A 19,123-nucleotide genomic window follows, 5' to 3' on the forward strand; every position below is an offset into this window, starting at 1 on the left:
CAGCTTAACCGCTGTTTTGTGTCCTCTTTTTTTATTCCCAAAATCAGAGGAGGTCCTTCAATGAAAGTATGGGCAGACGAACTATTACACGAATACGGCATTCACAAAAAAGACCTGGAGCGACGTCGGGACCGACTGGATCGCAACGACTTTCATAGCAAACAGGACCTCACGCAAATCAACAGCATGATTGAAAGCATGAACTTCTCGATGGAATGGCTCGAGACCGGGAGACAGCCCGGGACATTCAAAGGAGTCGACAAAAAGAGCATCTACCAGCACCAATCCTTCTCGAATATGGATTTCATCCCGGACATTACCGAACAATTAGAAGAAGGGCCGAAGCAATTGTATATGACGGCCGAAGAGAAGATTATTCTGGCTGATATTTTTGCGTCTCTCACGCTTAGAGAACGGCAATGCTACATTCTCCATTACGCTGCAGGGAAAAGCTGGTCATGTATTGCAGATGAATTAGGCGTCAGCAAAAGCCGCGTCCAGCAAGCCATCATCCGTGCAAAAAAGAAGATTAGTGCTCGCGTTTCTCAAACAGATTAATTTTACCTATGGTGTGCGAATGGTGTGCGGAATCCCTACAAATGAAGGGGAGAATAAAAGAGGGGATGCTGGTCAAGCGGCAAATCCCTCCACAGCCCCACTGATTATGGGCGAATTTAAACGCCTGACAATCGGTTTTGATGTCGTAATACGGCAATTAGCCTGAAAGTTGGTGATATATGGTGAAGTTTACAGCGAAGCAACAGATGTTCATCGATGAGTACCTGGTGGACCTAAACGGCACTCAGGCGGCGATTCGTGCAGGGTACAGTGAAAAAACAGCAGGGGTACAAGCGAGCCGATTGTTAGCCAATGTTAATATCCGCGCGCGTATAGAGGAACTGAAGAAAACCCGAGCTGATCGTTTGAATCTTGATGCTTACTGGGTGCTGAAACGCTTGATGGATATATCAGACCGAGCAATGCAGCAAGAGCCTGTGATGGAATTTGATTATGTGGAACAGCGACTGGTTCCGACAGGCGAATACCAATTCGACAGCAGCGGTGCGAACAAAGCAACGGAACTGATCGGCAAGCATCTCGGCATGTTTAAGGAAACCGTGAAGCATGAGGGTGAATTGAATGTAACCTTCGTGGACGATATCGGTGGTGGAGACGATGGCTCGTAAGCTATCCGAATTCATCCCTACAGCGTTTCATCCGGTTTGGAAGGCTACGATGTCCAGTGACATTTTAAACATCGTCTGCAAGGGTGGTCGTGGTTCTGGTAAGTCTTCAGACATTGCGCATATTTTTGTGCAGCTGCTGATGCGTCTCCCGTTGAACGGCATCGGCATCCGGAAAGTCGATAATACATTGGAGCTCTCCATCTTCGAGCAAATCAAGTGGGCGATATCCGAACAAGGCGTTTCCCATCTGTTCAAAGTCAATAAGTCCCCGATGCGGATCACGTATCTGCCAAGAGGCAATTACATGGTCTTTAAGGGTGCCCAGGAACCAGAACGCATCAAGTCCTTGAAGTCGGCTAATTTTCCCTTTGCGCTCGCTTGGGTGGAAGAATTGGCAGAGTTTAAAACTGAAGAAGAAGTCACGACCATCACCAACTCCTTGCTACGTGGAGAATTGGCTGATGGCCTTTTTTATAAATTCTTCTTCAGCTACAACCCACCGAAGCGCAGACAATCCTGGGTGAATAAGAAATATGAATCGTCCTTCCAGCCGGCGAATACTTTTGTGCATCATTCCACGTATCACGACAATCCGTTCATCTCCAAGCAATTCATCGAAGAGGCATTGGCAGCCAAAGAGCGCAATCCTAAGCGGTATGAGTGGGAGTATGAAGGCAAGGCGGTCGGTTCTGGCGTGGTGCCGTTCGATAACTTGCAAATCGAAGCTGGCTGCATCACAGATGATATGGCGAAAAGCTTCGACAACATTCGCAACGGACTCGATTACGGCTATGCATCGGATCCACTGGCATTTGTTCGTTGGCATTACGACAAGAAACGCAATGGCATCTACGCGATCGATGAGCACTACGGCGTAAAAATCAGCAACCGTAAGCTGGCTGAATGGATTACTAAGCGTGGTTATGCGCATGAAGAGATTTTCGCAGAGGTTGAGCCGAAGAGTAATGACGAAATGCGCTTAGAACATGGCATTCAGCGATTGAAACAAGTGAAGAAGGGGCCGGACAGCGTAGAGTATGGCGAGAAATGGCTGGATGACCTTGATTTCATTTGCATTGATCCATTGCGAACGCCCAACATCGCCAGGGAATTCGAGAACATCGATTACCAGACGGACCGCGACGGCAACCCTAAGCCGCGCTTAGAAGACAAAGACAATCACACGATCGACAGCACGCGCTATGCATTCGAGCGAGATATGCGCAAGTCGTCACTGACATTCTTAACGTAAAGAGGTGAATACATGTATCCAAGCGACACGACACATACAGAAGAACTGAACGAAATTATCCGTCTGAATAAGCCGATGACGGAGGATATCGTGAAAGAAATGATTGAAGCACATGAGTCTGCGGCGGTAACGGACGATGGCCATAGGTATTACATGGGTGAAAATGATATTCAGAATCGCATCATTAATACTTATGTGAACGACCGGCCAGTTGAAGACAAGGATGCAAAGAACAACAAAGTGTCATCCGGCTTTCATAAATTGCTGGTTGATCAGAAGGTTGCCTATCTTGCTGGTAAGCCGGTGACGGTCGGTTCGAAGGGTGACGACAGCGAGCTGCTGGAGATGGTCACAGATACTCTTTCGGATGACTTTGAGGATATCATCCCGGAATTGATCAAGAACGTATCGAACAAAGGCCGAGAGTGGCTGCATCCGTATATTGACGCTGACGGCGTATTCGACTATATCCGCATCCCGAAAGAAGAAGTCATTCCGATCTATGACCGGTCGAAGCAAAAGAAGCTGCTGTATATCATCCGTTTCTACGCTGTAGACGACACCACAACCAAAGTAGAGATGTGGGATAAGGAGCAAGTGACCTTTTACGAAATCATCGATGGCGACATCTTCTTTGACGTTTCAGAGGATATCAATCCAGCGTCCCATTTCTACTACAACGGTTCCGGTTACGGCTGGGGCGAGGTGCCGTTCATCGAGTTTATGAACAATGAAGAACGCGTTGGGGACTTGACCTTCTACAAGGGCTACATCGATGCATACGATCTTATTATTTCTGACACCTTAAATACGCTGGAAGATATGCAGTCGCTCATTTTTGTGCTGAAAGGCTATGATGGCACAGACTTAAAAACATTCAATACTAATCTGAAGCGCTTCAAGGCTATGAAAGTGAGTGGTGATGACAGCGGCGTTGAAACAAAACAGTCAGAAGTGCCAGTGAATGCAGTCAACACACAATTGGATCGATACACCAAGAACATCTTTCACTTCGGCCAAGGCGCTGACGTCTCCATGGACAAGTTCGGCAATGCGCCGTCCGGTGTCGCCCTTCGGCAGTTGTTCCAGCTGCTGGACATGAAAGCGAGCGTCATGGAACGGAAGTTCACAAAGGGCCTCAAGCACTTTGCCTGGTTCCTGGTCGAATACATCAACATCACCGAGAAAAAGGACCACGACTATAAGGACCTAACATTCACGTTCAACAAGTCGATGCTCACCAATGAGGCCGAGCAAATCGAGATGGGGCAGAATTCAGTTGGCAATGTCAGCAAGCAAACCATTCTCGAAAACCATCCGTGGGTGAAAGATGTCGAACTGGAGATGCGGCGACTGGAAGAAGAAGCGATACGCTTCGGGGAATCATTGCCGCCCTTGAACGAGGACGACGAACTAAATGGGGGCAACAAATCATCAAGCGCTCAAGAAGAAACGAATGGCAATGACGATTTTCCTTGTCCGGAGTGTAACGGTGACGGCAAGATAACGAGCCCAGCGACCGCCAATCAGATTCAGTGTCCTTCCTGTAAAGGAACGGGCGTGAGGAGGCGATGAACCAATTCGACATCGAGGATCTACTCGATAAGAAGCTGATGGAAGCTGAGGATGATTTAGAGCGCGTCTTTAACCGGCGCCTGAAGACCATTTTGGACCAGCTCTCCCGGATGTTTGAGAAATACGAGAAGGATGGCAAGCTCACATCGACCGAGATGGTGAAATACCATCGGTTCGATAAGGAAATGGCACGGATTACACAGATGCTGACGGATGACTATCGGCAGATTGTGAAGGATATGCGAGCGCTGCAGGAAACGCAGTACCTGGAAAAGTATTTACTCTCAGCTTATCTGATTTCACAAGTGCAGCCACCAGCCGCACAAGGATTCAGCTTACCCTCACCAGCGACAGTCAAGGAAGTGCTGCTGAATCCGATTGCTGAGCTCACCTTGCCGAAGATCCTGCAGCAACATCGAAATGAAACGGTGCGCAAAATCAATATCGAGCTCGCTCAGGGCATTCAAGCCGGCGAAAGCTATTGGGTTATGGCGAAGCGATTAGAGCGAGTCCTCGGTTTCTCATCCAACAAGGCACGCACAGTCGCCAGGACAGAGGCAGGACGCGCCCGAAGCATTGCGGGTGAGAAAGTATTCGAAGAAGCATCAGCGTACAGCAAAGCGAGCAAGGTGTGGACGTCATCGCTTGATACCCGGGTGCGGAAATCTCACCGGAAACTCGATGGCCAGGATGCCGACAAGAACGGCGTTTTTCATTACAAGACGAATTACACACTTGCACCACGGTTGTGGGTCGGCGTTGATGCGGCATCGCTCTCCATCAATTGCCGATGCGTTGTCATCTACAAAATCAACGGGAAGCTGCCGGAATATCGCCGAGGCCGTGATTACATGGACGACAAGTATCAGCAGAAGCTCGCAGACCGCATCGAGCAGTATATGTCTGACGAGAGCATGACTTATAAGCAAGCCGTCAAGAAGGCAACGAAAGAGCTGCAGCCGCCTAGCACAGTCATTCCTTTTGTGACGTATGAGGAATGGTACAAAGAGTTTGCTTCGGCTTAAATACTTTGAGGAGGTGATGGATTGTGCTTTACCACAAGTCAAATTCGAGAAATGGAGTGTGATCCATCATCTGCCGGCTCGGGCTCAAGAGCATACGGTCTTTTTAAAGGCTAGACCCAAAAGAAGCGCACCCTTTCTGCGTGAGGTGTGACACGCCAAAAAACATCAACAAAAGGAGAGAATTGAAATGGATTTAAAAGAATTGCTCGGAGAAGAATTGTATCAACAGGTGTCAGCAAAAGCTGGAGATAAAAAGATTGCGGTCGTCAGTGATGGCAATTGGTTCCCGAAAGACAAGTTTGATGCAGTGAATGCGGATAACAAGGAACTGAAGTCTCAACTGAAAGACCGTGATGATCAGCTTGTCGAATTGGGCAAGAAAGCAAAAGACAGCGAAGAATTGACGAATGAAATTAATTCGTTGAAAGAAACCAATGCCACCCAAGCCAAAGACTATGAAGAGAAACTGCAAGCGCAAAAGTTCGATACAATATTGGATGACAAATTGCGCGAAGTAAAAGTGCGCAACCCTAAAGCAGCCAAAGCACTTCTCGAAATCGATCAAATCAAACTGGATGGAGACAAGCTTCTCGGTCTCGACAATCAACTGAGCGCACTCAAAGAGAGTGACGCTTATTTATTTGCCGAAGAAGAGGCACAAGAGGGACTCCGAGGCCGCAATCCTCACGTTCCACCAGGCAGTGAAGTTCCATCTGGCCAGAAGAACCCGTGGAAGAAAGATTCATTCAATCTCACTGAGCAAGGTCGCCTAATGCGGGAAGATCCGACACTTGCACAAAAATTACAGGCACAAGCCTAAGGAGGAACATTAATCAATGGCAAAAACACTTATTTCGGACGTTATCGTCCCTGAGGTATTCAATCCATATGTAATCAATCGCACCATGGAGCTATCAGCTCTTTATCAATCTGGCATCCTAGCGAACAACTCTGAACTTCAGGCATTGGCGAGTGGCGGCGGACGCACACTAAACATGCCATTCTGGAACGATCTTGATGGAGACGACGAAGTTCTTTCTGACACAGAAGCTTTGACGCCAGATAAAATCGATGCTGGTCAAGATGTGGCCGTCAAGCTCTTCCGTGGTAAAGCATGGGCAGCGAATGATTTGGCAGGAGATCTTGCAGGCTCTGACCCAATGGCAGCTATCGGCGACCGCGTTTCCACGTACTGGACTCGCCGTATGCAAGGAACGTTGATTTCCAGCTTGCAGGGCGCATTCAAATCAGCGTCAATGGCTGACTTGATCGAAGACGTTTCAACAGAAGATGGCAATACAGCTTCAGAAGCTGCTAAAGCAGGCGCAGATGTCATCATCGAAGGCGCTCAGCGTTTGGGTGATGCTATGGGCGGCCTTACGGCTATCGTGGTTCACTCACGCGTCTACTCTAATTTGAAGAAGTTGCGTGTGCTCGAATTCCAAAAAGACCCGGTCACTGGACTGGACTTCGCTACATTTGATGGCAAGCGCGTCATCGTGGACGACGGCGTTCCGGTTGAGGCTGGAACTACTTCCGGTTTCAAATACACGTCGTACCTATTCGGCAACGGCGCTGTTGGTTACGCAGACGGTACGCCAGCTGATGTGCAGACGGAAACGGATCGCGATAAATTGGCAGGCGATGACATCCTTATCACACGCAAACATTTTATCGTTCACCCACGCGGTATTGCATTTACTTCTGCAAACGTGACTGGATCTTCTCCATCAAACGCGCAGCTTGCAACAGGCGCTAACTGGAATCGTGTATACGATCCAAAACAGATCCGCATTGTCAAAGTCGTCACAAACGGATGATCAGTAGGGCGGATATTGTCCGCCATTTATCTTTTGAAAGAAGGTGAAGAGATGAGCGCAACCGCATTTCAACGAATGCGCCGTGAACAGGCGAAGACCAAAAACACGGAAATGAAAGACAATACGCAAAACGTGGAAATCCTAAAAGGGAAAACCCGCGTGGCAGACATTGAATCGAAGGAGGACGACGACGTGGCAAAATATTCAAAAGGTGCAGATCGCACACGTACACCTGTAGAGCCAAAGGTAGAAGAAGCTCAAGTAGAAACGAAAGAAACGGTGGCAGCAGCAGACGCAGCCGATTATTCGACGTTCACTGAAGCTGAGCTCAAGAAAGTGAAGAACGACGACCTAAAGGCTTACCTGGACGCAAAAGGCGTAGAGTACAAATCTGACGCGGTTAAAGAGGACTACGTAAAAGCAATCCTCGGAGAGTAGGTGGACTGAATGGAAGTCGAATTCATTCCCGAGCAAGAAGATGTAAATGAAATCAAAGCAATCATGCAAATGTCCGAAAGCGACACTAGCAAAGATGCGTACATCAAAACGATGCTGCCGTTGTTCCTGGAATCGGTGATGGCGCACACGAATAATCAATTCAGCTATACGGAAGAAGGCAAGTTGCGTATCCCGGGCGGCGTGAAAATCTATCTGGCCAAGGCGATCGAAAGGAACACCATGAAAACGGGGCTGAAATCCCGTTCAATGGGGACGGTTTCCTATTCCTACGATACGTCGGTACCGGAAGAGCTGAAAGGTCACCTGGCGCCTTATCGGAAGGTGAAATGGGATGCATGAGGAATTTCCACACCACGTCGAGTTTCAGACTCTCGGTAAGGTTTCGGATGGCGGCGGTGGCTACAAAGAAGACTGGGTAACCGTCCTAGACTTCAACGGCTTTCTCGATACGCCGACCAGCCAAGAGCTATTCCTAGCCCAGCAGCTGAATTACACGCTCGATCGCAACCTGTTCTATCCGTATCGCATCGATGTCAAAGAGCAAATGCGCTGCCTGTATCGCTATGACAGCACCATCGAGACATATGAGCTCGTATCGAAGCCGCAGGACCAAGGCGGTCAGAGAGAAATCATGAAGCTCATGCTCAAGCTGGTGCCGAATGGCTAGGGGGCGCGTGAAGATTGGCAATCGTAAGCTGCAGAAAGTGGCCGCGGAATTCGGAGATCAAATACTCGATGAAGTTAAACGCATTGTTCTTGAAACTGCCCAAATCATCCAATCAAATGCGAAGTCTCTTGCGCCAGTAGACAGTAGTAACTTAAAAGATTCTATCGAAATGGAGATATTTGAAGATGGGTTGAAGGCGGTTGTTCGGGTTACAGCAGATTATGCAATCTACGTCGAATACGGGACCGGTATTTATGCAGAAGGGCCAGGAGGAAGTCGGGCGAAAAAAATCCCCTGGACATACTGGAGTGTGAAATTACAAAAGTATGTCACCACATCTGGTATGAAGGCGCAACCTTACTGGAATCCAGCTGTTGACGCCGGAGAGCGTTATTTCCGCAGAGAAATGAGGAGGTTAGGCTAATGATTCAAACGAGCTTATGGCCGTTGCAACAGGCAATATTCCAACGCCTTTCCACTGATACTGCGGTTATGGCTATTGCAACCGGCGTTCATGACGCGGTCGAAGAAGGACTGGTGCATCCGTATATCACGATTGGCGCACCGACTACAGATCCACTTGCCACAAAGAATACGTTCAACGAAGAAGTCTCGGTCGTCATTCACGCCTGGTCCACGTATTCCGGGAAGAAAGAAGCACAGGAAATGCTGAATACCATCATGCAAGCAATCGGCAAAGGGCTCTCAATCGAGGGCCCTTTTAAATTGCTTTCGGTGAGCTATCCGTCACTTCAAGTCATTGATGACATTGATCCGCGGATTAAGCATGGGCTGGCTAGATTTACATTTACAATCAAAAACATTTAAAGGAGATGGACGCTGATGCAACAAGGTAAAGATTCGATCTTGCTCGTTCAATCAACGAACGCAGCACTTGCTGATAGTGGCTACGTAATCGGTAACTCTACAGAGCACACACACTCGATGGAAAATGAACTAATTGATGAGAACACGAAATTTGGTCGCATTTTAGGATACGGCCAAACTACTGAGGCATTTGATATCACTGCATATGGTGATACGACAGACGCCGGTCAGAAGGCAATTATTAACGGTATTCGGAACAAGCAGCAGATCAAGCTATGGGAAGTAGATTTGAATCTGAATGAAAACGGTAAGCACAACACACTTTTTGCATATGCTTTAGTCGAAACGGTTGAGAAATCTGCACCGCAAGATGGATTTGTGGAAGTGTCATCTACAGTACAGGTAATCAACAATTCTGTTGAAGGCGAAATCGACCCACTGCCTGAAGAAGTAATTGAATTCGCAACATACGGATTCGAAGCTCCAGGCACTTCAACTGGGGAGTTCCCAGAACAAGAACAGGCACCAACTGGAGCTTGATTGAGGGAGGCGAGGTAACCTGCCTCTCTTTCTTTATATAAATTTTGAGTTTCATAGGAGGAATAGGAAATGGCAGTTTTGATGATCAAAGGAAAAGAATACGAAGGAAAATGTACTTTTATGTTTGATAAAACGGCAGACGATAAATACAACGATACGGATGCGCAAGGTAACAAAACAGGTGGATTCATGAGCATTTACATGAAGCTTTTGAATGATGATTTGCAAGGGCTTGCAGCATTTTGGGATTGCGCAGCTTCTAATTATGGTCGGAATAAACCATCTGTTCAGGATATCCAAGAAGCACTGCAGGAATTTGTTGATGACGAAGAGGCAGATGTAGATGGGCTGTTCAGCGACGCATTTAAAGCTATCCATAACTCGGGGTTTTACAAAAAGAAAGCTCGGAAGTTCTGGGATCAAGCGGAGCAAATGGTGGAGGCCGAGCAGTCGGAAGAAAAGAAAGTGCAGAAAGAGAAAGCAGTGGCAACGATGTTCGAAACAAGAGACAAACTGTTGTCATAGATTATGACCAGGTCGAAATCGACGCGGCTCATTATCTTGGTGTCTATGATACCGAAATCATATATTCCTGGTCTCCTAGGGAGTTCAAAAACTTTATTAAAGGAGCAAGACTCAGACGAATTGATGAATATGAACTTGCTGCCTCATCCGCCCTCTTTACAGCGAAGGCTCAAAGTGGCGGAAAGAAACGTATTGGCTTAAAAGATCTATACGATGCCGAAAAAGTGAGAAAAGAAGTGTTGTCACTTGAGCGTAACGTCAAAAAAACGTTCGATCCTACTCGGCACCGTAAAGCTATGGCTGCTTTAAAAAAATATAAGCCCAAGACTCGAATGAAAGGAGGTAACTAATGGAGTATAACTTTCAGGCCGATATTGGTGCAGACATCCGTGATTTTCAACGCGGTATGAAAGAAGTCGATGCGACCATTAAAGGTTCTGCATCTGGCGCAGACATCGGTATTGGGGCAGACATTGGTGAATTCATGTTGGGTGCATCAACTGTGCAACGTGAATTGGCTATGCTCGAACGTGGCGAAACAGACGTAGACATTGATGCGGATATCGCGAAAGCTCAAATAGCTATTGCGTTATTACTGGCGCAATTGAGGACTCTGAGTTTAAAAGACTTCACCGTGAGAATTCGAGCGAAATGGGATAACTTTCGCAACATGATGGGCAGTATCGCAAACTTCCAACGGAACTTTGACGAGATTACTGGTTCAATGGGGCGCGGTGGCTTAATGTTCTTGAGTCCTGCGATGGTTCCAGTAATTGCGTCTACAGTGGGACTGCTTGGACAATTGGGCCCAATGCTCGGCACAATACTCGGATCAACCTTTGCACTCGCCACTTCATTCGGTGCGGCAGGAATTGGCGCGTTAGGATTCGCGGCGGTCGCAATGCCAGCACTCAAAGGAGTGTTCGACAAAGCCGGAGAAATCAACGATTTGGAAATGAAGATAGCCGATGCAAAAGCTGCAGGGGATATCGAGAAAGCAAATGAACATCTAGCAGAAATGGATAGCATCTTTAAAGGCATGAGTGGTCCGCAGCTAGAAGCTCATTCTGCACTACGCGACTTCCAAAAGACGTTCCGTGAATTAGTCAAGGATATGGAGCCTGGCGTATTAACAGCTTTTGGCGGCGCACTTACAGGCATTACAAGCCTATTCGGATTGGCACGTCCGATGATCGAGAATGTTGTGGATTCCGTAAATAATTTGATGGATTCATTCAATCGCAATTTGGAAGCGCAAGATGTGAAAGAATTCTTTAGTTTCTTAAACGACTTTGCAGGGCCGGCATTAGAAACGATTACCAAAGCTGCCGGCAACTTTGTTATGGGTTTCTTCAATATGATGGAGGCATTTGGTCCGCTTGCCACAGAAACACAAAATAGCTTCTTGAAAATGTCCGAGTCGTTCCGTCAATGGGCAGATGGATTGAGTGAGAGTGAAAAATTTCAATCGTTTGTAGATTATGTGAGCGAAAACATGCCAAAGATCCGTTCGATATTTAGTGACGCGTTTCAAGGTATCATCAATACATTTGCGGCGTTCGCGCCATCTTCAGCAGATATGATGAGTAGTCTGCAAGATATGATGGAACGTTTTAAAGAATGGTCAGAAGCACTTGCTGAAAGCCAAGGCTTCCAGAACTTCATCGACTACATCAAAACGAATGGTCCAGTCGTGATATCAGTCATCGGTGGTCTAGTGGACTTCATCATCAATCTAGGCAAAGCACTCGCGCCTGTTGGCGAATACATGCTAGGACTGATTGACAGGTTCCTGGAATGGACAAATGGCATGATGGAGGCGCATCCATGGCTTGGTAAGATCGCAGGGGCAGCATTCGTGGTCGTGGCAGGGTTAGTCGCGATTGCGCCAGCTGTCCTACTTGTGAACGCGATGTTCGGCGGTTTGATACTAGGCATGATTAAAGTGATTGCACGATTGACCATCACGGCTGTCTTGTGGACAGCTAAATGGGCGCTCATGGCAGCTAACTCACTATTTCACGCAGCGCGAATTGCAGCAGCGTGGTTGCTAACCACAGGCGCAAATATGGTTGTGGCTTTAGCGAAAATGGCAGCATCCGCAGCTATCTTTATTGCCAAGTGGGCTTTGATGGGCGTTCAGTCACTCTTGCATGCAGCGAAAGTAGCTGCGGCATGGGCTCTTACAACAGGAACAGCAATGGTCGTAGCGTTGGCAAAAATGGTCGCCACTTCTGCGATATTCGTCGCCAAGTGGTTATGGATGGGCGCTCAAGCATTGTTTGCAGCAGCACGAATGGCTGCCGCGTGGTTTATTGCTCTTGGGCCAGTAGGCTGGATTACCGGAATCGTCATCGGTTTAGCAATTCTCATTATTGCAAACTGGGACAAAATTTCCGCGTGGACATCCAAAACTTGGACTGCGGTATGGAATTGGATCAAGGATGCCTGGTCTAAAATAAAGGCGAAGACACTCGAAGTCGTTACAAATATGCTTTCTACTGTGAGTAGAAATTTCACTCAATTAGTATCAATCGTGCGCACTTTGATGGATGCAGCGAAAAACTTTGTGCGCGATAAATGGGAGGAAGCAAAAAACGCAGCTCGAGAAAAACTCGTTGCTATAGTCTCTGCTGTCACTGAATTTTTCGGAAAGGTAGTATCGAAAGTCTCTGAAAAAATGGGAGAAGCCGTTGAAACTGTGGCTGAATTTGTCGGCGAAATGCCAGGGCGAGTGCTTGATTTTGTGGATGATATGGTGTCAGCCGGTGCAGATTTGGTCGGCGGGGTTATATCTGGAATCAAGAGCAAGGTTTCTGAAGGGTTGGGAGTTATCGGTGGATTGGCTACTGATTTAATCAGCCGTTTTAAGCGCGATACCGATACACACTCACCTTCCAGAGCATTTGCAGACGTGGCAAAATGGTTCGCGCCAGGTATTGTACAAGGTATTAATCAGACCAGCGGACAGGCGTTCCGAGCCGTGACTGAGCTATCCAGCGGATTGAGCAATGCCTTCAGTCCTCAACTCGCAATGGCCGATATGCGCGCTTCTGCACAACTCGACACATCGCTCAACCGAGCAGATATGGGAGTTGTGCGTAAGTCTTTCGCTGCGGAGATCGAACCGGTTGAAGTCTACCAGGGCGATACCATCATTGAAATCAACGGGCGCGAATTTGCGCGCGCTACAGCAGACGACATGAAAGATGAAATGGATCGCAATTCATATCAACGGAATGCGACCAGCAGAAGAAGGGGGACAAATTAATGTGGATCACACGTGAAATGCGGGAGCACTTAGTTGTGTTCCCCATTTTTTTTAATGGAATTGATTTGTCGGAATACATCATTCCTGGAATGGATGACGGCCGCGAGCTATTGGACCGGTCAATTGAAATTCTGCAGGTGCCTGGCCAGTACGGCGGTTATGTACAAGAGATCAAGTATCCCCCACGGAAAATCAATCAAGAAATCCTAATCGCTGCAGAATCCAAAGAAGAGCTGCAGAAGGTAATCGAACAGCTGAACAAGCTACTGAACACGAAAGAAGAAGTGCCCATCAAGTTTGGCGATGAGCTCGACCGTACATATTACGGCTTCTATGCCGGGGTGACGCCGAGCTACAAGAAAGAAGGATTTTACAAAGCGACGATCAGCTTTCTTTGTCCGCGGCCATTTAAATTTTCTGAACCGGGGACATATGCAATTAAAGATGGCGTGGCTACTCTTTACAACAATGGCGCAGAGGAAACGCCGCCATATGTGAAAGTCTTGGTAAAAGAGCCGATAACGCACCTGGACATCTTTAACGACCAGGATTACAAGCGCATCGGCCGCCAGTTGGATGAATCAGATATGGCAGTGGATCCGGAAACAATCATTTTGAACAATCCGATGGCTTCTAAGGTCGGATGGACGGAAACAGATGCATTTGTCGATGGGGGATTGAAAGGCGGATCGATTGAAGCCAACGGTTATTCCTTCCGCGCTGTCTCATTTGGTGAGGGAGAGGATTGGCACGGGCCAGCTGAAAAGACGAGCTTGTCCGAGCCTCTCGTTGATTTCTTACTGGAAGTAAAGATTACCTTCAAGAATCCATCCATTAAGGCGAGAGGCAGGTTAGAGTGGTATTTGCTCGACGATCAAGGGCAATTCGTCGGAAAGCTGGCGATGAAGCGTATCGGAGCCGGAGCTTACGGAAACCGTGTGGAAATTCGTCTCGGCGATGCGTCAGGAGAATTCATCCTGTCCTCAGCTGGTCAAAAAGGCATCGAGTGGCGAGATTTTGAAGGCGTTCTGCGCATGGGCCGCATCGGTAATAAATGGGTCGGGTATGTAGCGCGGGTCGACAGCGTGACCGGCCGCCATACTGCTCGTGCTTCGGTAACGTACATCGATGCCGATTACAAGTTTACTCGCAACTTTTCGCAGTTGCAGCTTCATTTCGGGCAATCAGGGACTACCGAAGTGACTGAAATGTATGCATTGCATGCCAAAGTCGTTCGCATTAACCCTCCATCGGAAGGCGTGCCGTACATCGCCCGGCAAGATGATGTCATCGAAATGGATTTTGACACGGGGCTGATATTGATCAACGGAGAGCCGGTCGAGGTCGAAGAGGATTTTGGCGGTGATTTCTTTGATGTACCGACCGGTCAATCCAATCTGCTATTCGAGCCAGCGGACAAACTGGACTTCACGCAATCGCACGTCGTATTGAGGGAGCGTAATTTCTAATGGAAAAACCAAAGAAAATATTGTTCTTTCACCAGAATACCGGTCGATACCTTGGCACTTTAGACAACCGAGGGAATCGCCGGTTCTGGGGCGACGAGCATGTCCAGGATGCCGAAGATGGCACAAACTATTTCAATTTCTTTATGCCAAACAATATTCCTTTGGCTGAGAAAGTTGTGGGACGCGTTCGCGTTCTCATTCCTCATGAAGATATCGGCTGGCAAGAATTCATTGTGCATAGTTCTGAAGATGATGGTCCGAATCGTGAAGTGCGGACCAATGGTGCTGAAATCGATTTAAACAAGCTCAAGATTATCGAGCCTGACGCGGATGAGTCATTGACGGCTTTTCAATACCTGCAGCTCATCACCACGGGGACTATCTTCGAGCCAGGCATAGTCGAATTCCAAGGCAGTCGCTCCATCGATAGGAGTCGGCCGCGCGGCGGTTACGATTATTTAGGAATGGTCGGCACAGCATTTAACTTGGAAATTCGCATTCGGACACAGACCAAAGGCGGTCGTATTACACGTCGCTTTGTGGATCTCCTGGAGCGTGTCGGTGATGACCGGTCGCTGACAGTCGAATACGGCAAAGACTTAGTCGGGTTCCGTAAATTCGTGGACTCTCACGCCGTTGTGACATCGCTTTACTGCCAAACGCCTGAAAGGGAAGATGGTACAAGGCTTTTCACGACGGTCACGCATGCCGAAGCTTTCCAAGAGTGGAACTGGCAAGGTACGCATTTAACGGCTGTCTATGAGCCGGAGAGCGATGACCAGGAGATGACCGTCGAAGAGCTTCGGGAGTATGGCACAAAGGCGCTCAACAAGCTGGTCGCCTCTATTTTCGAATACGATGTCGAAGCTGTTTCGCTTGAGCATTTGTTTCCGCATAAGAAAGTTCGCCTGGGCGATCGGATTAATGTGAAAAACAAAGATGTGAAGCCGGCCATCTATGCTCGAGCCCGGGTACTTCGCGTGATTCGTAGCATTAGCAATCCAGCCTCCAAGCGCTACATCATCGGAGAAATTCGTGAACAGAGCGAAGAGGAAGTCCGCAAGGTGTTTCGTCAGTTGCAGAATCAGTACGGAGCAAAAATTGTTAAGCAGCCCGATCCCCCACCTGTTAGAAAGAACTGGCTGTGGGTTCAAACAAAATCGGAAGAAGTTTCTGGAATCAATAACTTGGCTGTTGCAGAAGACGAATTTGAGGTTCCGCATGTAGCAAATTCCGATTTGACTGCATGGGTACCGACAACTGCTACGACAGCTGGGCAAATTGGAGGTCTCGAGTTAGGCAGAAACTACAACGGGGTTTCCACAACTGAAGAAGATGGTCTTGTCGTTATGCGTAGCGATGGCCTAGTCCGAACGATATCGAATGCAACTGAAGGCATTAGCATCGAATCTAGAGCGACAACAGAAGCGCCATTTGCGAAAGTTTTATACTTAGATACCGAAGGCAACATAAAGTTCGCCGGAGACTTAGAGGGTGCCGGAGGAAGTTTCTCTGGCGCTCTTTCTTCAGGTGATGGCGCAAGTAAAATCACCATCGATAACGGTTATGTGCGAGGCAACGATCGTACATTGTTCAGCGTCTTCAGCGTACTGCCGGAAATGCACGATAAGGAAAGCCTGGACTTCGCGTTCGGCAAAAGCTACACGCACCGTCTCGATATTCCTGTCTCGACAGGTAATTATTCACCAGGAGATTTTATCGAGGTTACGGTGCCAATTGTGGAGCCGACGACACTCGGCATCACAAAGGTTCTTGGGGTTTTCGTGCAGTCAGAAGCAAAGGAATGGTATGTATACGAACGAAAAGACAGCAGAGCCTTCACTCAAGGCGAGCTATCGTCTTTGACCATCAGAATCAGCCCACACTACGCCTACGCTTCTACTGGAACAATCGTACCCATAAGCATTCAAGTCATCGGCACTCGATAAGGGGGAGAATCATGCAATACGAAGTAACGGACATCCAGCATCAAACGCATAGTTCTGCTGCAGGAACTCGAGAGGCAGTCGTCTTTACGGTTCTCTATACGGCTCAGGATACAGATTTCAAGAGCACAGCTTACCTTGAATTCAATGCAGAAACTCCTGATTCGGAGATTGCCGCGGCAATCGAGAGTCACGGCAAAATGCTTTCTTCAAAGGGTGAGAAAACATATAGCTTCGCAAAAAGTGGAGTAATTGAATGAAGAGGGAAGGAGTGATAAGCGAATGAACATGACAAATCATACTCGCCTCGACTTGGTTGAAGGCGGCAGTATTTTTAAACAGGGCGACCACGTTGATCTTGCGTTTGTTCCGCGAGACTATCAGGGCAGAACTGTTGATCTGACCAATAAAAACATCTCGGTTGCTATTTGGGATAGTCGCGGGATCATGCTCGAAGGTCCAGCTACTTATGATTCAGAAGCAAATCTCATTCGGCTGACTATAAAGCAGATTCTCCCACATGGTGATTTTCAGATAGAATTTACTGCGACTGACCCGAACGATTTGAATTATCGAAAGAAGTTTCCATCTGGTGATTTCGAAGGAAAGATTTACATTAAACCTTCTGCTGACGACTTGGATTTCGTTGGAATTAGCGTGACGACCGTTTCTCAACTCCGAACCGAGCAGGAACAAAAACAGCAGCAATTTGAGCTGGCCATTGTGCCTCAAGTCGATGAGTTAAAGCAGCGCGTTGAGGAAGGAATCGGTGCGTTCACAGAGGACACTGAGGTCTTGGACGCACGAATGGGCGAGACCAATTTGCGACAATTCAACGAGAAAACTATTGCGCTATTGGCTGAAACAGGTCAACGCCTTTCTGATATAGCAGTGAACTTGAAAAGCTACGGAGCAAACGCAGATGGTGTAACTGACGATACAGCTATCGTTCAGCAGGTTATCGACTTACTAAATTCTGATAAAGGGGGAACAATAACAGGACCTCCTAATGCCGTATATGCAATTGCTGGAACAGTAAAGCTGAAATCGAACGTTTTTTTTGACCTAAACGGCGGGAAATTTAAAAGAATAGGCATCACAAAAAATGCGAGAATTTTAGAAAATGCCAACTTCGGATCAACTGAAATCATTGATAAGAACATGGGTATTAAAAATATGAATTTTGAAGGCACAGGCAAGACAGTAGGTGTAACCGATCAAGGTTCTGCTATTGGTCTTTATTGTATCGACAATGTTCTTATTGAAAAAGTTCGTACAGAAAATACTAATGGCGATGGTATTCAGTGGAGAAGAGTGAAGAACTTAAAACTGAGAGATGTTGAAATTGGCGACTACGGACGAAATGGAATTTCACCGACATCGGGAGATGCAGTTTGGGAAAACGTAATCGTCTACGGCAATCCAATTGCAGGAGCGAACCCAGGGAAAGATGTAGATGCTGAAACAAATAAACCCTCTAGCGAAGAACTAGGAATCAATATTGTTAATAATCTGCGCTGCAAAAATGTAACGCTTATCGACTTCTTTACGCCTGAAGGTGGAGATTTTTCACAAGAGTGGGTTTTCGACAACACCATTATTGGCAACGGATTTAATGCTTTGAAAATAAAGTCTACTAATAAAACTGTTGCGAAGAGAGTTATAATCAACGAAACCTGCTCAATCAGCGCGGCAGGGAGTGCTGGCAGCGCTATTCAGATTGATAATGTTTCTGGAGTTGTCGTAAATGCACCAAAACTTTTACCAGGTAGCGCAACCGGGAGCACGAGTGGTATTCAGATAGTAGGCGAAGTAAACAACTTAATACTTCGAGACTTCGATATCAATGGATTTACGCGAAGCATCTACTGCATCGGCACCTTGAATTACTCGAAGTTGAAAAATCTATTTCTAGAACGAACACGGTTGCTTGGCATTGGGAATGACATGGTAAGCAGCCTGGTAAAAATATTAGAATTGGACACACCTTCGACAGTAAACAATCGATTCGACATCAACACAAAAATCGAAACCTTGTCTCTTTTGAATGGCGCAACCATCAATGACCAACGTTTTGAAAAAAATCGCGTCGCTTTTGGGGCGCTTTACAGTAACGAAGTGAAAGTTCCGGACGGCACAACGCACACGCTGGTCGTTCCAATACCGCCAAGTTCCGGTATTGCTAACGGCAGGCTACTGACGCTTATTGCCGGATATAGTCACGTTGGTAATTCAAACCACTGGGCAAGTTTAATTACAACTATTCGAGTGGGCGATACGCACAAAGCACAAGCTGCGGTAATTGCCAAGAATAGCAGCGGAGTAACAAACGATATTGCAGTGACGAATGTGACAGACGCTGCGGTTACTTTGACGCTAACGCATCAGTATGCGGGAATATTATCAGCAACCGTTATCGGGTAACATAAAGGTAATTAAGTTAGTCAAATTGACAAAATTGGGGTGGGTACCTATTTTTATTATAAATAGTCTCTTTATAAGAAGTAGAAAGAAATTAGAGGAAAAGGTATGATGAAAATAAAAAAGCAGGAAGGTGGC

At 47.2% G+C, this 19,123-nt stretch carries 19 protein-coding genes; all 19 read left to right on the top strand.

The window, feature by feature from the left end:
* The first annotated feature begins 60 nt into the window (after positions 1–60).
* The 19 genes from AB9R92_RS15780 to AB9R92_RS15870 all read left to right on the top strand — a co-directional run bounded on the left by AB9R92_RS15780 (position 61) and on the right by AB9R92_RS15870 (position 18,988).
* The gene (locus AB9R92_RS15780; protein WP_370670386.1) at positions 61–558 is read left to right on the top strand and encodes a sigma-70 family RNA polymerase sigma factor; all 498 of its coding nucleotides are present in this window, start codon (positions 61–63) and stop codon (positions 556–558) included.
* Between the two features lie 179 nt (positions 559–737).
* Positions 738–1,187, top strand: a complete 450-nt coding sequence (locus tag AB9R92_RS15785; RefSeq protein ID WP_370670387.1) for a terminase small subunit — start codon at positions 738–740, stop codon at positions 1,185–1,187.
* Positions 1,177–2,439: a PBSX family phage terminase large subunit gene (locus AB9R92_RS15790; RefSeq protein ID WP_370670388.1), complete on the top strand. Its 1,263-nt coding sequence runs from the start codon at positions 1,177–1,179 to the stop codon at positions 2,437–2,439. The genes AB9R92_RS15785 and AB9R92_RS15790 overlap by 11 nt, the downstream gene beginning before the upstream one ends.
* Before the next feature lie 12 nt (positions 2,440–2,451).
* Complete coding sequence (locus tag AB9R92_RS15795) at positions 2,452–4,014, top strand: phage portal protein (protein ID WP_370670389.1); 1,563 nt, start codon at positions 2,452–2,454, stop codon at positions 4,012–4,014.
* Complete coding sequence (locus AB9R92_RS15800; protein ID WP_370670390.1) at positions 4,011–5,039, top strand: phage minor head protein; 1,029 nt, start codon at positions 4,011–4,013, stop codon at positions 5,037–5,039. Before AB9R92_RS15795 ends, AB9R92_RS15800 begins: the two co-directional genes overlap by 4 nt.
* A 187-nt stretch (positions 5,040–5,226) precedes the next feature.
* A complete protein-coding gene (locus tag AB9R92_RS15805) occupies positions 5,227–5,859 on the top strand; it encodes a phage scaffolding protein (protein ID WP_370670391.1) in 633 nt (210 codons plus the stop codon).
* Between the two features lie 175 nt (positions 5,860–6,034).
* Positions 6,035–6,859 (top strand): major capsid protein, encoded by an 825-nt coding sequence (locus AB9R92_RS15810; protein WP_370670392.1) that lies wholly within the window; start codon positions 6,035–6,037, stop codon positions 6,857–6,859.
* A gap of 51 nt (positions 6,860–6,910) precedes the next feature.
* The gene (locus AB9R92_RS15815) at positions 6,911–7,297 is read left to right on the top strand and encodes a hypothetical protein (RefSeq protein WP_370670393.1); all 387 of its coding nucleotides are present in this window, start codon (positions 6,911–6,913) and stop codon (positions 7,295–7,297) included.
* 9 nt (positions 7,298–7,306) lie between these two features.
* Positions 7,307–7,657: a phage head-tail connector protein gene (locus tag AB9R92_RS15820; RefSeq protein ID WP_370670394.1), complete on the top strand. Its 351-nt coding sequence runs from the start codon at positions 7,307–7,309 to the stop codon at positions 7,655–7,657.
* Complete coding sequence (locus AB9R92_RS15825) at positions 7,650–7,985, top strand: phage head closure protein (protein ID WP_370670395.1); 336 nt, start codon at positions 7,650–7,652, stop codon at positions 7,983–7,985. The genes AB9R92_RS15820 and AB9R92_RS15825 overlap by 8 nt, the downstream gene beginning before the upstream one ends.
* Positions 7,978–8,409 (top strand): HK97-gp10 family putative phage morphogenesis protein, encoded by a 432-nt coding sequence (locus AB9R92_RS15830; protein WP_370670396.1) that lies wholly within the window; start codon positions 7,978–7,980, stop codon positions 8,407–8,409. Before AB9R92_RS15825 ends, AB9R92_RS15830 begins: the two co-directional genes overlap by 8 nt.
* Complete coding sequence (locus tag AB9R92_RS15835) at positions 8,409–8,813, top strand: DUF3168 domain-containing protein (RefSeq protein WP_370670397.1); 405 nt, start codon at positions 8,409–8,411, stop codon at positions 8,811–8,813. The genes AB9R92_RS15830 and AB9R92_RS15835 overlap by 1 nt, the downstream gene beginning before the upstream one ends.
* Before the next feature lie 15 nt (positions 8,814–8,828).
* On the top strand, positions 8,829–9,353 hold the full coding sequence (locus tag AB9R92_RS15840) for a phage major tail protein, TP901-1 family (protein WP_370670398.1): 525 nt from the start codon (positions 8,829–8,831) through the stop codon (positions 9,351–9,353).
* Between the two features lie 69 nt (positions 9,354–9,422).
* Positions 9,423–9,878, top strand: a complete 456-nt coding sequence (locus tag AB9R92_RS15845; protein WP_370670399.1) for a tail assembly chaperone — start codon at positions 9,423–9,425, stop codon at positions 9,876–9,878.
* 349 nt (positions 9,879–10,227) lie between these two features.
* On the top strand, positions 10,228–13,149 hold the full coding sequence (locus AB9R92_RS15850) for a phage tail protein (protein ID WP_370670400.1): 2,922 nt from the start codon (positions 10,228–10,230) through the stop codon (positions 13,147–13,149).
* Positions 13,149–14,618, top strand: coding sequence for a distal tail protein Dit (locus AB9R92_RS15855; RefSeq protein WP_370670401.1), 1,470 nt, complete (start codon positions 13,149–13,151; stop codon positions 14,616–14,618). Before AB9R92_RS15850 ends, AB9R92_RS15855 begins: the two co-directional genes overlap by 1 nt.
* On the top strand, positions 14,618–16,567 hold the full coding sequence (locus tag AB9R92_RS15860) for a phage tail spike protein (RefSeq protein ID WP_370670402.1): 1,950 nt from the start codon (positions 14,618–14,620) through the stop codon (positions 16,565–16,567). The genes AB9R92_RS15855 and AB9R92_RS15860 overlap by 1 nt, the downstream gene beginning before the upstream one ends.
* A gap of 11 nt (positions 16,568–16,578) precedes the next feature.
* A complete protein-coding gene (locus tag AB9R92_RS15865; protein WP_370670403.1) occupies positions 16,579–16,824 on the top strand; it encodes a hypothetical protein in 246 nt (81 codons plus the stop codon).
* A gap of 22 nt (positions 16,825–16,846) precedes the next feature.
* Entirely contained in the window at positions 16,847–18,988 is a 2,142-nt protein-coding gene (locus AB9R92_RS15870) for a pectate lyase family protein (RefSeq protein ID WP_370670404.1), read from the top strand.
* The last annotated feature ends 135 nt before the right edge of the window (positions 18,989–19,123 follow it).

This window comes from Planococcus sp. SSTMD024, assembly GCF_041320495.1.
Lineage (GTDB): Bacteria > Bacillota > Bacilli > Bacillales_A > Planococcaceae > Planococcus.

Bases quoted from the DNA above. Each gene is read 5' to 3' on its own strand.
- AB9R92_RS15795 (WP_370670389.1), top strand. From the start codon at position 2,452: ATGTATCCAAGCGACACGACACATACAGAAGAACTGAACGAAATTATC.
- AB9R92_RS15790 (WP_370670388.1), top strand. From the start codon at position 1,177: ATGGCTCGTAAGCTATCCGAATTCATCCCTACAGCGTTTCATCCGGTT.
- AB9R92_RS15845 (WP_370670399.1), top strand. From the start codon at position 9,423: ATGGCAGTTTTGATGATCAAAGGAAAAGAATACGAAGGAAAATGTACT.
- AB9R92_RS15800 (WP_370670390.1), top strand. From the start codon at position 4,011: ATGAACCAATTCGACATCGAGGATCTACTCGATAAGAAGCTGATGGAA.
- AB9R92_RS15825 (WP_370670395.1), top strand. From the start codon at position 7,650: ATGCATGAGGAATTTCCACACCACGTCGAGTTTCAGACTCTCGGTAAG.
- AB9R92_RS15830 (WP_370670396.1), top strand. From the start codon at position 7,978: ATGGCTAGGGGGCGCGTGAAGATTGGCAATCGTAAGCTGCAGAAAGTG.
- AB9R92_RS15780 (WP_370670386.1), top strand. From the start codon at position 61: ATGAAAGTATGGGCAGACGAACTATTACACGAATACGGCATTCACAAA.
- AB9R92_RS15805 (WP_370670391.1), top strand. From the start codon at position 5,227: ATGGATTTAAAAGAATTGCTCGGAGAAGAATTGTATCAACAGGTGTCA.
- AB9R92_RS15785 (WP_370670387.1), top strand. From the start codon at position 738: ATGGTGAAGTTTACAGCGAAGCAACAGATGTTCATCGATGAGTACCTG.
- AB9R92_RS15850 (WP_370670400.1), top strand. From the start codon at position 10,228: ATGGAGTATAACTTTCAGGCCGATATTGGTGCAGACATCCGTGATTTT.
- AB9R92_RS15860 (WP_370670402.1), top strand. From the start codon at position 14,618: ATGGAAAAACCAAAGAAAATATTGTTCTTTCACCAGAATACCGGTCGA.
- AB9R92_RS15835 (WP_370670397.1), top strand. From the start codon at position 8,409: ATGATTCAAACGAGCTTATGGCCGTTGCAACAGGCAATATTCCAACGC.
- AB9R92_RS15820 (WP_370670394.1), top strand. From the start codon at position 7,307: ATGGAAGTCGAATTCATTCCCGAGCAAGAAGATGTAAATGAAATCAAA.
- AB9R92_RS15815 (WP_370670393.1), top strand. From the start codon at position 6,911: ATGAGCGCAACCGCATTTCAACGAATGCGCCGTGAACAGGCGAAGACC.
- AB9R92_RS15840 (WP_370670398.1), top strand. From the start codon at position 8,829: ATGCAACAAGGTAAAGATTCGATCTTGCTCGTTCAATCAACGAACGCA.
- AB9R92_RS15870 (WP_370670404.1), top strand. From the start codon at position 16,847: ATGAACATGACAAATCATACTCGCCTCGACTTGGTTGAAGGCGGCAGT.
- AB9R92_RS15855 (WP_370670401.1), top strand. From the start codon at position 13,149: ATGTGGATCACACGTGAAATGCGGGAGCACTTAGTTGTGTTCCCCATT.
- AB9R92_RS15865 (WP_370670403.1), top strand. From the start codon at position 16,579: ATGCAATACGAAGTAACGGACATCCAGCATCAAACGCATAGTTCTGCT.
- AB9R92_RS15810 (WP_370670392.1), top strand. From the start codon at position 6,035: ATGCCATTCTGGAACGATCTTGATGGAGACGACGAAGTTCTTTCTGAC.